Raw genomic sequence first — 15,800 nt, 5'->3', positions numbered from 1 at the left:
TGGCTGATAAGAGGCCACTACAGCTAGATACAATCCCTTTATGGATGATTCCTTAAGGTTTGAGCCCTCAATCAAATTGCGTCCCAAAGCGCTGTCGTTCTGAAATAGGGCTTTGTACAGTTATTATGGCACCAAGGTTTTTTAGTTAGTCAGACTACTGAAGCAATTATATGTGTCGATCAAAGTTGTCCCTATGGTTAGCTGGAGTAGTCATCATTATGTTCGGTACTGGATGCCAGCCAAAAGCACAACCACTGCCGATAAGTGCTCCGTTTGATCAGCGATTAGATACTGCCCTAGCAGAAATTGAAGCACAAAATCTAAATGTTATTATCGCCGTCTCTCACCATAGCGAGCCTATTCAATTCAAAGAGTTTGGGGCTCCAGCCATTGACACAATACCACCCGAACAAACCTTGATTGACATCAATTCCATCACAAAAACTGTGACTGGAGTGATGGCAGCAAAACTTGTGCAACAAGGCAAGGTCAGTTTTGATGAAACCCTTGGTGATATTTTTGACAACGTACCAGCCGATAAATCGAACATCACAGTACATCAGTTATTGACACACTCCGCTGGATTTAGCGAATCTATTGGTCCAGATCCAGAACAGCTGAGTAAAGATGAATTTCTCATTCGAGCATTTGAATCGTCGCTTGAATTCCTTCCAGGAGAAACATATCAATATTCCAACACCGGATTTGGCATTGTCGCCGCGATCATCGAAGCACGCTCTGGTAAATCTTATGAAGCCTATTTGCGCGAAGATGTGATTGCAGGACTAGGGCTAGAAAATACTGGGTACGAGTCTGTTTATGACAATAGCCGTTCACTAAAAACCAGGCAAGACGAGACAATTCGCCAGGCTAGTTGGGGAAACGACAAACCTTATTGGAATCTCATTGGTAATGGTGGCTTAGTCTCAACGGTGGAAGATATGATTCAATTTCGTCAAACGGTTGTTGCTGGTCAAGTCATATCTCCAGATATGCTTACTATTGTGCAAACGCCGCATATTCGGGAATTTGAAGACGATGAGAGCTTTTATGGCTATGGGCTTGTGGTTGAAGAATTAGACGGCATTGGGCAAGTCTATTGGCACGATGGTGGTAATGAAGTGTTTTCGGCCCAATGGATAGATTACGTAGAGCAGGGTGATTTAATTTTTACAGCTGGTACTGACGAGGATGCTACCAAAGCTATAGCTTCGTTGGAAAATCATTTGTATGGTGGTAGTGAAAATAGTTCAGAATAATTGTTTTGTCTAAGCCCAGATTAAGGTTTCTGTGATTAGCTATGGCCATAGTCAAAACTACTTTTATTTATGTACATAAATTCCTCAGGTAAATTCACAGCCACACTACTTGCAAGCTTAGTTCTAGCAGTAGGATGTGCCGCTAATCCATCGAGTCAATCCGTGGATACCACTGTAACTAGCGATATCCAAGACAGTTCGGCCATAGCCACTGAAGTTGCAACTACGCCTAATCCCTGTGCTGGGGCAAATCCCTGTGCTGGAGCAAATCCCTGTGCTGGGCCAGATACAACTGCAGCCGTAGAAACTATTGCACCTGAAACCCAAAATATCCAATATTTTGCAGATAATAGTGGACTGGCCATCCGTGGCACTGACCCCGTTGCTTACTTTACCCAAGGTGGACCGGTTGCGGGTAGTTCAGAGTTTACCTATACCTGGAACAATGCCACATGGCAGTTTGTCAGTGCAGAAAATCGAGACTTATTTGCAGCTAATCCTGCACAGTATGCTCCACAATATGGTGGATACTGTGCCTGGGCCGTGAGCCAGGGATATACTGCGTCCATTGATCCTAATGCCTGGAAAATTGTGGATGGCAAACTCTATCTTAACTACAGCAGAGGGGTACAAAGACGGTGGGAACAAGATATTCCCGGCCATATCAGCAACGCCAATGCCAACTGGCCTGGAGTCCTTGAAGAATCTTAGGAAGGGCGGCTATCCATAGAATGTGAGAGAATGTGAGCGGTCTCAGGGCTACCCTAGATTCAACAGCAATCGTCTATCCTAGACCCACTAACTTCAAGAATTCACCTTGATAAGATCGTTCAGCAAGATGCTGATCATTTGATGCCAGGTATTTGTTAAGCACCTTGAGAATCTTTTCTTTCTTAACAGGCTTGCTAAAGAATCCAGATGCACCCACTAATCTGGCGCGTACTCGGTCAATCAGGCCATTGTTGCTGGTTACCATGATTACAGGTGTTCTCCGTAAGGATGCAGTCCGGCGAATTTGAGCACACAGTTCGTAACCATTGGTATAGGGCATCACCAAATCTAAAAAAATCAGCTGAGGCCTGAATTCTAAGAGTCTTGGCATGGTCTCTAAGGGCTTAGAGATATTTTGATAACCATAGCCTGCCCCTTGAATAATTGCCGCCATGGCCTGGCTATCTAATGGACTATCTTCAATGTAAACCACCTGATTTTGAGATGCTGACAACAATCCTTGGGATAAGCGCGAAGGATTGGGAAAGAGTAGAGAATTTGTTGTTTCTGAAGCGATGGGAACAGGACCTAACAGCGTTTTTACTGTAGCTAAAATACTCTGTAGATCAACGGGTTTTAACTCACACGCATCACAGCCAGATTTCTGCACTTTGGTTCGCTCAGCTTCAGTTGTACAAACTGTCAAGGCAACTATGGGGATCTTTTGCGTAACTGTTGATGCTTTAAGAATTTTAATTGTTTGCCAACCACTGATAACAGGCAGGTCTGTGTCAATTAAAATAATATCTGGTGCTTCAGTAACTGCCAATAAAATACCTTCATCGCCCCCTTGTGTAGCTAGAACTATCTCATAGTTACATTGGGTAAACCATGATCGAAGGGTATTACAGAGCGATTCATCGCTCGTTATTAATAAGATTTTCTTGGTCATAAAAAAGATTCACGAGCCATTTCCTAATGCACTTGAGTTTCCACGAGAACCAGTGAATCTGTTCCAAACGGACAAATTCATTGTCTCTAGTTCTGCTCAAACCGGTGGCAGGTCTGCCAGCGAAGCGATTAGCATACAGGCCATAAAAAATCATGGCCTGTACAGTTGGAGCTATAACTAGCAAGCAATAAACATGCCCGATGCCAGTGTGAGTAGTAGGACACTCATATCAAGTACGACCAATGAAGTAGTTCAAAGTTGCCAATGGTTGAACCGCTTCAGTCGTTTGACGTATGCAATCTTGGATAAATTGCGCAAAAAACGTTTGCGTAATATCAACGCCCCTTAGGGCTGAGCTTGTGAACCTGGTTAGGATATGCGTCAAAGCGGTCTACAGTTTGAGTTGCTTGAACTGTAGACCGTCTACATGCCTAAACTATGCCTAAACCACAGTAAATGCAGTTTCAGTTAGAGCTGAAGCAGCTACGCCATTTAGTAGAGCCAGATCCTCAGTGCCAAAGGAAATTACCGCAGCATCGCCACGCTGACCAAGGGATAGATCTGAGAAGGACAAGCCATCGGCCAGACCGATCAGGTCAGTGCCCACTTCGAAGTCAAGGATAGTATCCGTACCTTGACCTACGGCCAGGACAAATGTGTCAGCACCTCGACCACGACCAAAGTCGTCACCCACTAGGGTGTCGTTACCCAGGCCGCCCTGTAGCAGGTCATCACCGTCGTCACCCCAAATGTGATCATCGCCAGCATCGCCGAATAGCTCGTCGTTGCCACCTTTACCGCCGATTCGATCATTGCCTGCACCACCAAAGATCAGGTCATCGCCACCGATACCGCGCTGGGAATCGCGGCTATTGAGGTCACCCCGCAGGATGTCATCACCGTCACCGCCAGCGATCATGTCAGCGCCTAAACCGCCTGCAATCGTGTTGTCACTGACAGTGCCAACCAGGGTATTGTCAGAATCATCACCCACAGTGACTGATTCTGGTATCGATGCCACACCTAAACGCGGATCTAGATTTAATGGCTCATCCAGTGCCAATGTGATGATTTCGTTGTTGTCAATTTCGGTACCCGAGAAATCACGACCAATGGAGAATGGATAGTTGTTGTCATTCGCCACCAGAATGGTGTTCTCATCAAGCACCAGGACATCTTCAATGGTGACAAAGGGGAAGGAGAATGTGGTGCTACCATCACCATTGAGATCATTAGGATCGGCAATGTCCAATAGATCAGCAACCAGCTCTCTTTCTACAAAGCCATTTTCATCAACATTAGAGATATCGATTTTGTAGATGCGCTTAAATTCGGCAGCTTCACCCTGACGACCATCCCGCTCAATCACTAAGAATTCAGTCTCGTTGATGGGGGTGAGGTCACCAATGGCATGGTTGGGGGCATCCAGCTGATACAGGCCGATAATGCCCTCAAATGAGCGGCTGGCTACATCAAATTCATAGATGCGCAGAGACCCTTCAGGATCGCCAAGGACTGCGCCTTCTAGCATGGGATAGAGGGTACTCCGGTCGGGGCTAAAGCCCATGCCTTCGTAACCCCGTGAACCGCTTAGGTTAGCAAACTCTTCAGCGGTTTCAAACTGTTCAACTATAATCCGTCCAGTTTCAGGGAAGTCGGTGAAGAAGCCATCCACACCCAGTTCAATCAGCTGACGAAACTCATCTCCAGATGTCTGGGGGGTACCATCCTCATTTAAGGTGAGAAAACGCTCTTCATCCCGCAGGGTGTAGGGGTGAACTTGCAGCCCTGCATCGTGGGCAAAGTCAACTAGAGGAAAGATCTCTCCAGTCAGGCGAGTGGTGATTTCCGCAATACCGTCACCGTTACCGTCTACGGGTGTTGCCAGGGGCTCACGCAGCAGGATGTTGTTTTTCCAGGGGCCAATTCCGTCGGCATAGCTGCTAATTTCAGTAATGGCTTCAGCATTGGCCAGGGAGTTATAGCCTGGGTTTTCAAAATCTAGGAAGGGGAGCAGGTCACCGTAGATGGCCCCTTTCTCAGCTTCAGATAGATCGGCATTGGCCACCAGGTCATAGGGCACGGAGAAACCGCCACCGCCTTCATTGATAAAGGCACCTTCAGTATCACCAAAGAGCTGCACCAATTGCAGGTCGTCTAAACCAGCCTCAGGGAGGATTTCATGCCGTAGCTCCAGCAGGTTCTGAATTTCGAAGGACTGGATAAAGATGCGATCGCGATCCGTAAATCCAGTATCCACCAGGGTTTGCACCAGGGGTTCTTCTAACGATAGCCCTTGTTGATCAAAGAAGGTGGGGTGCTTGGTTTCGGGATAGATACCAATGTCACGGCCCACTGCGGCGCTGACTTCCTGAACCAGTTCGATGACTTCCTCAAACGTAGGAATTTCAAACTCGTTGTTAAATTCCTGATTGCGGTACGGACGGGACTGAATCGCCCGTAGCTGCTTGATTTCTGCCAGGGTGAAGTCTTCAGCAAAATAAGCCGTGAGTTCTTCCCCATCCAACATCTTGGTGGACATGCGTTCAGCACCAAACACCTCGGCCACGTTTGTGGTGTCGTCAAGCATAGGCTCGTGGCGAGCGATGAGAACACCATCAGAGGTGATCACCAGGTCAGGCTCAACAAAATCAGCCCCTTGATAAATGGCTAAACGATAGGCTTCTAAGGTGTGCTCAGGAAAATCACCGCTGGCCCCCCGGTGACCAATCACTAATGGAGTTTGACCATTCAGGGTATTAAAGTCAAAATCAGGATTATTGGGAGAGCGCACCTCGTCAGACGTCAACCGATCTACGACAGGATCTCCCGTGCGAGGGAAGTCAGTGAAGAAGCCATCGGCACCAATGTCAACCAGCTGCTGAAACTCTTGCTCTGGTGTTTGGGGTGTGCCGTCAGGATTTAGGGTGAGAAAACGTTCTTCATCGCGCAGGGTATAGGGATGCACCTGCAAATCAGCGCCATGGGCATCATCAATGAAGGAGGTAACTTCCCCGGTGAGACGAGTTGTGATTTCGGCCACACCGTCACCATTACCATCCACTGGAGTCTCCAGAGCTTCCCGGATAAGAATATTGTTCTTCCAAGGACCTGCCCCTTCGGCATATTGCTCGCTGATCACCTGCAAAAATTCAGCGCTATCCAGATCGCTATATACGGTGGTGCTGGATAGGGGATTCTCAACCGCCGCTAAAAAGTCTGCACCATAAATGGTTTCTAGATCGTTACCCTGCTCCACATTAAAGCGAATGTCGTAGGGAGCCGAGAAACCGTTATCTACAGGTGCACCGGGCAAGGTGTTGCCATATAGCTGCACCAGGGGAATATTGCCCAGACCTTCTGCATCTAGCTGGTCCTGAAGTTCGATCAGGTTCTGGAACTCAAAGGACTGGATAAAGATGCGGTTGGGATCGGTAAATCCGGTCCGCTGTAGGGTTTCAATTAAAGGCTCTTCTAGAGACAGTCCCTGCTGGTCAAAGAAGGTGGGGTGCTTGGTCTCAGGATAGATACCAACTTGAACACCGGTTTCAGCTTCAACTGCTTGCACCAGTTCGATCACTTCCTCAAAGGTGGGAATCTCAAACAATCCATCAAAGGCCGGATCGCGAAAGTCACGGGATTGGACGGCCCGCAGTTGTTTAATCTCTTCTAGGGTAAAATCTTCGGCAAAGTAGCCAGTGATCTCAACACCGTCCAATAGTTTTGTGGCCATGCGCTCGGGTCCAAACACCTCGGCCACGTTAGTGGTGTCATCTAAAAGCGGCTCATGGCGGGCAATGAGAACACCGTCAGAGGTGGTGACTAAGTCGGGTTCAATAAAGTCAGCCCCCGCTGCGATCGCAGCCCGATACGCTGCTAAGGTGTGCTCTGGAAAGTCACCGCTAGCTCCTCGATGCCCAATGACTAAAGGATCTTGACCATTAAGGGTGTTGAGATCAACTGGATTGGGAGTGGCAATGGGTGCTTCTAAGAGTTCACCCTCACTGTTGAAGTGCAATAGATAAGGACCAAACTCCTCACCCACCCAGATATCACCGTTATTATCAATAACAAATGACTCAATATCAAAGTCAGCACCGGTCAAAAGACGCTCGGCACTCTCTTCATTTTGAATATCGAAGGGAATTAAATTATCGGGATCGCTCAGTTGAACAAACCCTTGCAGATCTACGCTACCATCACCACCTTGACCCTGAAAATTTGGTCGAGCCTGGTAAATGCGCAACAGATAGTCGGTACTGTTACTTTCACCGCCAAAGCCGTTGTCAGATAAAAACCAAAATGTTCTAGCGTCGGTATCAGGCGCGAATTGTACGGCACTAAACCCCTGCACTGGCTGGCCATTAAAGGGACCGGTGCGGCCATTTGCAGAGATGGGTTGAATGCGATTGGCCGCATCAATCCGACCGTTGTCTGTCCCAGACGGAGGACCATCAGCGAAAGTGTCGGCTGATAGGGAAGCAAACCCTCTTAAGGTGACCATCTTTACCTCTGAACTATGTGATTAGTAGATAACTATTGATGTGGAGAACTTGAACACTCCCAGTAAGGAAGTGAAGAACAATCTCCGTCGTTCCGGGTGGTAACAATCCCCCAGGAGGTAATATTCAGGAGCAAGGTTAACAAAACATTTTCGAACCATTAAACAAACTGGCTACGGGTGCCAGATTATCGTTCAAGGCATGTGGTGCAAATGGTGTAAGAATTATGTTGGCCAATAATTTTCGTAAAGTTGCTGCGATTATTGGCAGCGGCGACTAAACCTTAACCTGTTTTAATCTCTTCTTCATCCACATCAGGAATAATCTAAACGGGGGTTAAGCATGGGTGTCAGCGCTTTTGAACACAGTGTAGGGCCATGCTTATGTCCATCCTCTTTAACTGGCAATGGGTTTTCTATGGTGCTTGATTCCGATTTATTGACGGCGTGGCAACAGCTTAGAAATGGTCAAATTGACTGTCAGCGCGCATTACAGCTGTTGCGGGATGACCAGGGAGCCCTGAATCTAACCCTGCTGGATGACGAAGTCTGCCAACGATTTTTTCAGCTGTTCCCTGACGCACAGCAACTGCCGCCGGTGGTGCCCCTATTGCTGTGGCGCAATTGTTACTATCTGGGCAGTCCTGTTGCCCTGACCCCTGAGGTAGAACAGCAGGTTTGCGATCGCACCCTCACCCAGGTCAAAATTTTATCCATTACAGAAAAAAGCTATCGCTGCTGGCACCACACCCGCCACTTTGACGTAAATTGCATCGGTGCGGCCCCTTTAGTTAACCCCCTCACCGGTAGCCAGGACGCAGAAGATATTAGCGAAACAACAGAGCTATTTTTGTCAAAGGCGGCAGGCCAGATCGAGCGGATTAAAACCATTATTGCCAGTGCTCTACGCAACCGGGCCAGCGACATTCATCTAGAGCCCACCACCGAAGGTCTACAGGTGCGCTATCGCATTGATGGCGTCCTGCGTAACGTCACAAAACTACCCTTAGACATTAGTCGCCGGGTGATTGTTGCCCTCAAGGTAATGGCCAGCATGGACATTGCCGACAGCCGTCGACCCCATGATGGCCGCATTGGTGAACAATATATGTCTGGGGATGGCAATGCCCTGGGCATGGATATGCGAGTCAGTACGCTTCCCTGTGTCTGTGGAGAAAAGGCCGTTATCCGGCTTTTACCCCGCAAAAATCCGTTCTCCACCATTGATAAACTGGGGTTTTCTCCCAAAGTATTGCCCATCTACAAAACCTGGTTAGAACAGCCCCAGGGCCTAATTATCTTCACCGGTCCCACCGGCTCTGGTAAAACCAGTACCCTATACACCAGTTTGCAGGCCATTGCTAAAGAGCATGTCAATGTGGTCACCGTGGAAGACCCGGTGGAATATGTTCTGCCCCGGATTACCCAAACCCAGGTAAATGAAGCAGCCGGCATGACCTTTGCCGCAGGATTACGGGCCATTCTCCGGCAAGATCCTGACATTATTATGTTAGGCGAAGTGCGGGATCACGAGACAGCAGAAACTGCCGTGCGAGCGGCTTTAACGGGTCACCTCGTCTTTACTACGCTCCATACTAACGATGCCGTTGGCGCAATTCCCCGGCTTCAGGATATTGGTCCCGATCCTAGCTTGATCAGCGATGCACTGCTGGGTGTCGTGGCCCAGCGGCTAGTCCGTCGTATTTGTCCCCACTGCATAGAGTCTTATCCAGCTACCGAGACAGACTTTAAACGATTAGGGATACTGCCATCCCAGATTAAAGCCAACCCTGTTTTACACCGAGGTCGTGGCTGCAACCATTGTTTAGGTTCAGGTTATCTAGGTCGTGAGGCAATTGTGGAACTGCTTGAAGTGGATGAACCCATTCGGGAAATTATCCACAGTGGCAACATGATCGACTTACACCGTTACTTAAGGGAAACTGACTTTATGTCCTTCCGTCAGGCCGCCATCGAAAAAGTATTTGCCGGTGTCACCAGCATTGATGAAGTTTTTCGCGTCTTACCCCGCAGTGCTCTGCGTGTAACCAATTCACAGCACAAGCAATTATCACAACTAACGGCTTAGGCCCAGGATACAGTGCCCTGTTGGGAGCGGATCAAGAAACAATAAGGTACTCTCAAATTTCGGCTCAAGAAAAACAATATCTCTCATAAAAAAGGGCCTCAGGACTAATCCCAAGACCCATTCGCTCATCCGTCACAAACACCAAATCTATACAGTGATGGGTTGACCGTCGGTTCTGTACATCATGATAGTGATACCAGGTGTTTGAATGTTAAAGAACATCTTGGTGCCATCAGCAGAGAAACATCCGCCAGCAAACTCACTGCCTTCAAAGCCAGGCGTAATGTTCTTCGCAAATTTGAACAGACCACCGTCGGGAGTAACTCCAACAACAAAGATGTCGCCGCCGCCATCTTCAAATAGATAGAGACTGCCATCGGCGGGAGAAACAGTAATGTTGTCTGGGTTATCCAGTACCGCTTCGTCAGTGGACTCCACAAAGAGTGTAGCGGTTTCAGTCACATCGTCATAGCACCAGACTTGACCCTGACCAGCATCACCACCGCTGGTACAGACCCAGTAAATCTTGTCATTGCCAGCCCAGGCACCTTCACCACGGGCAAAGATGGCACCGCCCAGTCCCTGAGCATCAAAGCGGAGGGTATCTGTATCGGGATTAACGTTGACACCATTAGCGGTGAGGCTCACCCATCTTACCCGTTGGGGCTGATTTAACAGAGAAAGCACACCAGTACGAGTGTCCTGGAGACCACTTTCAAAGGTGAGTACCTGTAGTTCACCGCCATCTGTCAGATTACCTGGAGTGTTGGGGATATAGCGATAAATGCAGCTGTCGCCACGGTCTTCAGTCTCATAGACATAGCCAGTGGCAGGATCGACAGCGACAGCTTCGTGGTTAAAGCGACCCATTTCAATCAGGGGCACGGGGTTAACTAAACCGCCACGGGCAGGCACTTCAAAGTTAAAGCCGTGCTTTTGAGTAATGGCAGGGTTGTCAGCAGGAACACTAGTGTTCTCTTCACAGCTAATCCAGCTTCCCCAGGGAGTCGGACCACCGGCACAGTTACGGATAGTACCTGCTAGAGAAACATAATCCCGTAGAACTTGACCACGATCGGTAATGATCATGGTGGACGTACCACCAGCCCCTACACCGGGACCCCCATCACCGTCAAATCTGTCGTAGGCTCTCTGTAAACCAGTACCGTCAGTAAAACCGGAACCATCATCTTCACCAGGGCTGAGTTCGTGGTTTTGCACTAGAATATGTGTACCGCGAGGGCCTTGAAAACAAGCCATACCATCATGGTCACTGGGGCAAGGCTTACCATCACTCATCTTCATGCCACTGACGTGGAAAACGCAGTATTCAAAATCAGCAGGTACCTCTAAAATTGCTCCTGCGGACTGGAGATTGTAGACTGGGCTGAACCGAGGGTCAATATTTGCAGGTAGCTTAGGAACCAGAGGACCAAATGGGTCAGCAGTAGGGTTTTGCCCAAAGGCTTTTTTAGCGACAAGGGCCTGTAGGGGGGCAATAGCCAGTGCGCCAGCAGCACCAGCCCCCATATAACCAAAAAACTTACGGCGAGATAGGGAAACCACTATGTTCTCTCCTCTCTAAGAACACATACAAAAATCAAGGCATTAACTCACACGGAACTCCCATCGACAGATGGCAACTGAGGCCATGGTTATGACGACTAAGATAAGAATGCTTTCGAGATATCAGGCGGCAGCCACACTACAGATATCCATCAAAAAAGAGCAGTTTAAAATCACTCTTTTTATAAACCAGCTGCCATGCCTATGGAATAGAATGTTCAGATTCTAGCAACCGTTTTAGGATAAGTAGTTAAGGTGGGATTAAAGAGAGTTTAGTGTTTTTTCTTCTTTGGGTAGGGGGCTACATTTCAGTTGATGCGATCTCTAATCATGCGCCCTCTTCCCACTAATCAAGCTCATCAATAAAAGCCGCATTTTCAATAATGGGTCGACGACGCGCCACCTGAGAACGAGGGGGCGTTGAGTTGGGTTGGGTATATCCCAACAACATTCGGACACTTGGACTATAGTGAGCCCAGTTTTGAATATCAGGTTGCTGTTGCCACTGGTCACGAGAAATGTCTGCTACTAAAATGGGCAGCACCTGTCCATTGCGATGGACAAGGACAGTTAACTTAATGGGAGCCGCATCAGGATTTGTTGCGAAGGCATCAGAAATAGTATCATTTGCCGTGCCGATCACCTGCTCGATCAAACGTCCATAGGTGCGCACCTGATCTGCTGAGATGGTAACAGTCAGCGATGGGGATGCTGCCTGATTAGTCGGTACTTGCGCTACCGTCGTTGCTCCTGAAATCCGGCATCCCAACAACACTAGTAGACCAGTTAAACACAAGCCAGACAAGAGTTTTAGCATCATCGCATATCCTTTGGTGTTGTGACTTAGTTAAAAGAGACACCAAACATTAGGCAAACGCCTTGAACATTCCAATAAGAGGACGTTAATAAAGGGTTAGGACAAGACTATTAACCACAATCTTTAAAGCACAAAACCCCAGGCAACTGCCTGGGGTTTTGTATTAAAAAGTCAATTTTTTCGGCTTAACAGTTTAATTAAGCCGCTTGCTTTTGACGCTTGGCTACAGCTGCTGCTCCTGCTACGGCCAAAAGACCCAGTAGAGTCGCAGGCTCAGGAACAGGTTCAGGATCAGAGACTGAAATTGTACCAAGTGCAGTTAGATCACCATCGGAAATTGCACCTGCACCAAAGTTGTCTACAAACAAAAACTCTAGATCAAGACCAAAATCATCAGAGCTGTAGAGACCCTGATCAAGACCGTCAGTCAACCCAAGTTCATTAGGTGTACCGTCTACAAAGAAGCCAGTATTGTCAAACAAACTGGCAAACTCACCGTCAGAAGAGGAAATAGTAAATGCGTCTACTTCGCTATTACCACTCCAGCTCCATTGCCAAGAATCAAACTCATTACCGGAGACAACACCATCAGTGGCAGCTGTTCCTTCAGCAATAAAGAAACCACTAATGAAAGCATCTTCAGCAAAAAAACCAGTGTAGTCAACACTCCACTTGAAGAGAGCCGCATCGGCAGGTGCTGCAAAAGCCATGACGCCCAGTGCCGCCGCCGCTGCAAAAACAATTCGTTTCATAATTCTGTCTATGAATAAACCAGGTAAATAAATGGACTAAACTGCGTCAAGTCCCCCAAAGCTCGCCCTGTTCTGGCTCAAACCAGAACAGGGTGGGATACTAATTAGGAGCCAACAATGCCGCCATCCTTACGGGTGATGACAATCGTACAATCGCGAGGAATTGTAATACCATCCGTCGGTGCCGGGAAGTTGGTTGCTACTGGATCGCCGTTACCAGGATGCTGGGTATTGATGAACAGAGTCTTGCGATCAGGCGTGTATGCGACACCAGTGATTTCATCACCACTCACACCAACAAAGAGACGACGAATCTCACCTGTTTCAGGATTAGCAACCAAGCACTGGTCTTGCAGCCCCTTCTGCTGACCACCATCGGTTTCAATGAACAAACGCCCATCGGGGTCAGCCCATAGACCATCGGGATCGCTAAACGTCCGCTCATCGCCTTCAGCGTGGGTCTCATCTGCAAAGATGACGTGTTCCCAGGTAAATGTGGTGCCAACGTGATTATTTGAGTCCCGTGTTTTCAGAATGTAACCATCGGGGTTGGGTGCCCGGAGATTTACAGCATCCGCTGTTTCACGTCGGCTGTTGTTGGTCATCGCCCAGAAACAATCACCAGTTGGTCCGACGGTTACCCACTCAGGACGATCCATGGGAGTTGCTCCCAAGATGTCAGCCGCCACACGAGTAAATACCAGGACGTCTCCCTGATTTCTAAATAGAGATTGTCCCTGTTCGTCTACAGCATCACGGATGGCAGGATTACTGTATGTAATTTCCATCCACTCGCCGGTATTATCATCATTGAACTTCGCGACATATAGCTTACCGTAGTCCAATGGACTCAGACCGCGAGCAACCATGGAACGCCAACTTGCCTGAGACACAAACTTGTAGCAGTAGTCGAAGCGCTGGTCATCACCCATGTAACCAACGTAACGACCACCTGCACCCACGGTCCCACCAACACCTTCGTGTTTAAAGCGACCCATCGCCGTCCGCTTCACAGGCTTTGCAGTTGGGTTTTCTGGATCAATTTCCACAACCCATCCAAAACGATTACGCTCATTCACATAACCAGGATTAGAGGTATCACAACGGACATCAAAAACGGTGCCATTGTTACCGCCCCATGCATACCCAAAGCCTTCAGCCGTTACACCGTAGCGCTCATCAGCCCCGGTGAGAGGGCTCCCCTCACCCAACGCAGGATCATCGGGAGGGTTAGACTGGTCGACTTGAGAGTTGTTGAAGTAACCGTTAAAGTTCTCTTCACAGGTCAGGTAAGTGCCCCAAGGTGTGAAGCCGTTGGCACAGTTATTGACAGTTCCTTTGAACTCATTACCAGCAGGGTTTTGCAATAGAGAGCTATTGGCTGCAGGGCCGCTGAAAGCAACCGGTGTGTTGAAGGTGACTCGACGATTCTTGGGGCTGTCCAATACAACCTGCCACGTACCGTTAACTTTCTGAATTTCCACACAGGCAACGCCGTGGGCATGCTCCATCGTGCGAACATCTGCCAGCGACTCAGGAAGATCCTTGCCCAGGACATGGGGAGTACGGCCAAACTCATGGTTAATGCACAGTACACCCTTTGTATTGCTGGTGCCATTCTCAGGGAAGAAGTGCATCCCGTCGTGACCAATACCCACTTGCTTTAGCTGAGCATCAGCGGTAGTTCGGTTGACCGGATCCCCTGCATATTCTGGGACGCCAGACTCCAGTGGAGTTCCCCAAGGAATCAGGACATCGTACTGATAATCAGAGGAGATGTGGGGCACTCTGCTGTCCACAATAGCCTCTGCAATAGTCACTGGACTAAAGCCAATGTCAGGGCTAAGACTCTGAGCAAAAAGAGACTCGGTTAAACTAGTTCCAGGAGAACTTGCAGCGGCGGTTTTACTGGTTAAACCGTTGCCTACAAGCGCACTAGCAAAACTTGCGGCAGACAAGACAGCACTGCGCTTTAACAGATTGCGCCGTGACATGTTTGCCTTCAATACATCATGGAAAGGGCGATTGCCCGAGCGATTGCTGGGGATTTCATCATGAAGCATGGAAATTTGATCTCCTCTCTTGAATCGTAGTTGCACTATCAAAGAACGGGGGCTTAAACCCTCCATAGCTGACCCTTCAGAGCTGACAAGTTGCAGTCTCCTAATGAGAAGCCTTTCTTACCAAAGACACCTTGTTGTGAACAGCTAATCCACAAAATCCACATAGGACTGCACAGTTCTACCATTCAGTCGACCGGCGTCAAACTGTCGATCAAACTGGGTCGCAATCCCCCGCGACGCAACAGGCGAGGAACGACGAGATGGCGAAGCGGCCACCTGGGGAGGCGACTGGCTATCATGTCGTCGAATCAAAGCATATGCGCTGTAGTACTTGGTCCAAGCACTTACTTGCGGTTTCTCTTGCCACTGTGTCCGAGAAACGGTTGTGGTTAAAACTGGTATCACATCGCCATTACGACTACCCAACACAACAATTTCGATCGCAGCCAAGCTGGGATCGGCATCAAAGTGCTGGTTAATTTCTTGGCTCACCATAGACTCAGCGCGACTAATCAAGTCATCGCTAGATGTCCGACTATAAATGGGCATCTCCAAAAGAACTGGCCCATCTGAATTCGCTAAAGCTGATTCGAAAAACGCACCTATGGAAAACGTGCCAGCAAGGCAGGCTGCCATAGAGATACCGCCTAGCAAGAGCTTGCTAGACCACATAGAAAGACGATTAGCCAACATATTTGGCAGTACTTGTGTAATAAAAAATCAGACAGCACCAGTAATCTGGCTCAGCCCATTTATCCCCTACAGCCTATGGTTCCACAAACAAACTTTTTACAGGTTAATGGGAGGTTAATGGGAGATTTTAACTAGTTAAAGAGTGTAAGTATTTTTACAAAGACAACTATTGATAAAAGCTATAAAAGTGCTTTTATCAAAGAATATAACCTATGCGCACAGGAATGTATGCGTCCTTGATCCCTGGCTGTTTTAATTGTATTTTTAGATTTCCTAGGTAAATATCTGTAAAAAGGGGTATTCTCCAGCGGTTCTCAACAATAGCTTCTTTTATGTAGTGTTAGCTTGGTCTTTGAAGTGAATGCAAACAAACGCAGCTGAGTTAGCCCTCAGCTGC

General features: G+C 48.2%; 10 protein-coding genes. 3 read left to right on the top strand and 7 right to left on the bottom strand.

Going from position 1 to position 15,800, the window contains the following annotated elements; translation table 11 throughout:
- Nucleotides 1-218 precede the first annotated feature (218 nt).
- Entirely contained in the window at nucleotides 219-1,259 is a 1,041-nt protein-coding gene (locus QGP82_RS11670; protein ID WP_499059220.1) for a serine hydrolase domain-containing protein, read from the top strand.
- 69 nt (nucleotides 1,260-1,328) lie between these two features.
- Complete coding sequence (locus tag QGP82_RS11665) at nucleotides 1,329-1,970, top strand: YHS domain-containing (seleno)protein (protein WP_490793053.1); 642 nt, start codon at nucleotides 1,329-1,331, stop codon at nucleotides 1,968-1,970.
- Nucleotides 1,971-2,043: 73 nt separating this feature from the next.
- On the opposite strand, the gene QGP82_RS11660 is transcribed toward QGP82_RS11665, so the two are convergent.
- Both QGP82_RS11660 and QGP82_RS11655 read right to left on the bottom strand, forming a co-directional pair.
- A complete protein-coding gene (locus tag QGP82_RS11660; protein WP_499059218.1) occupies nucleotides 2,044-2,922 on the bottom strand; it encodes a response regulator transcription factor in 879 nt (292 codons plus the stop codon).
- 442 nt (nucleotides 2,923-3,364) lie between these two features.
- The gene (locus tag QGP82_RS11655) at nucleotides 3,365-7,426 is read right to left on the bottom strand and encodes a glycerophosphodiester phosphodiesterase family protein (protein ID WP_499059216.1); all 4,062 of its coding nucleotides are present in this window, start codon (nucleotides 7,424-7,426) and stop codon (nucleotides 3,365-3,367) included.
- Between the two features lie 415 nt (nucleotides 7,427-7,841).
- Here QGP82_RS11655 and QGP82_RS11650 point away from each other — a divergent pair, with 415 nt between their 5' ends.
- Entirely contained in the window at nucleotides 7,842-9,512 is a 1,671-nt protein-coding gene (locus tag QGP82_RS11650) for a GspE/PulE family protein (protein WP_499059214.1), read from the top strand.
- Between the two features lie 147 nt (nucleotides 9,513-9,659).
- Here the strand turns inward: QGP82_RS11650 and QGP82_RS11645 are convergent, their stop codons facing one another.
- The 5 genes from QGP82_RS11645 to QGP82_RS11625 all read right to left on the bottom strand — a co-directional run bounded on the left by QGP82_RS11645 (nucleotide 9,660) and on the right by QGP82_RS11625 (nucleotide 15,346).
- Complete coding sequence (locus tag QGP82_RS11645) at nucleotides 9,660-11,078, bottom strand: alkaline phosphatase PhoX (RefSeq protein WP_348917866.1); 1,419 nt, start codon at nucleotides 11,076-11,078, stop codon at nucleotides 9,660-9,662.
- A 346-nt stretch (nucleotides 11,079-11,424) separates the two neighbouring features.
- Nucleotides 11,425-11,898 carry a hypothetical protein gene (locus QGP82_RS11640; RefSeq protein ID WP_499059212.1) on the bottom strand — a complete coding sequence of 158 codons (474 nt, stop codon included), beginning with the start codon at nucleotides 11,896-11,898 and terminating at the stop codon, nucleotides 11,425-11,427.
- Between the two features lie 194 nt (nucleotides 11,899-12,092).
- A complete protein-coding gene (locus QGP82_RS11635; protein WP_499059210.1) occupies nucleotides 12,093-12,647 on the bottom strand; it encodes a PEP-CTERM sorting domain-containing protein in 555 nt (184 codons plus the stop codon).
- 104 nt (nucleotides 12,648-12,751) lie between these two features.
- Nucleotides 12,752-14,710: a PhoX family protein gene (locus QGP82_RS11630; protein WP_499059208.1), complete on the bottom strand. Its 1,959-nt coding sequence runs from the start codon at nucleotides 14,708-14,710 to the stop codon at nucleotides 12,752-12,754.
- 144 nt (nucleotides 14,711-14,854) lie between these two features.
- Nucleotides 14,855-15,346 carry a hypothetical protein gene (locus QGP82_RS11625; protein WP_163659320.1) on the bottom strand — a complete coding sequence of 164 codons (492 nt, stop codon included), beginning with the start codon at nucleotides 15,344-15,346 and terminating at the stop codon, nucleotides 14,855-14,857.
- Nucleotides 15,347-15,800 lie beyond the last annotated feature (454 nt).

Origin of the sequence: Leptothoe sp. LEGE 181152, assembly GCF_032906605.1 — a bacterium.
GTDB classification, from domain to species: Bacteria; Cyanobacteriota; Cyanobacteriia; order Phormidesmidales; family Phormidesmidaceae; genus Leptothoe; species Leptothoe turfae.
Note: the sequence above shows the minus strand (reverse complement) of the source record. Positions and strands in the feature narration are given on the sequence as shown.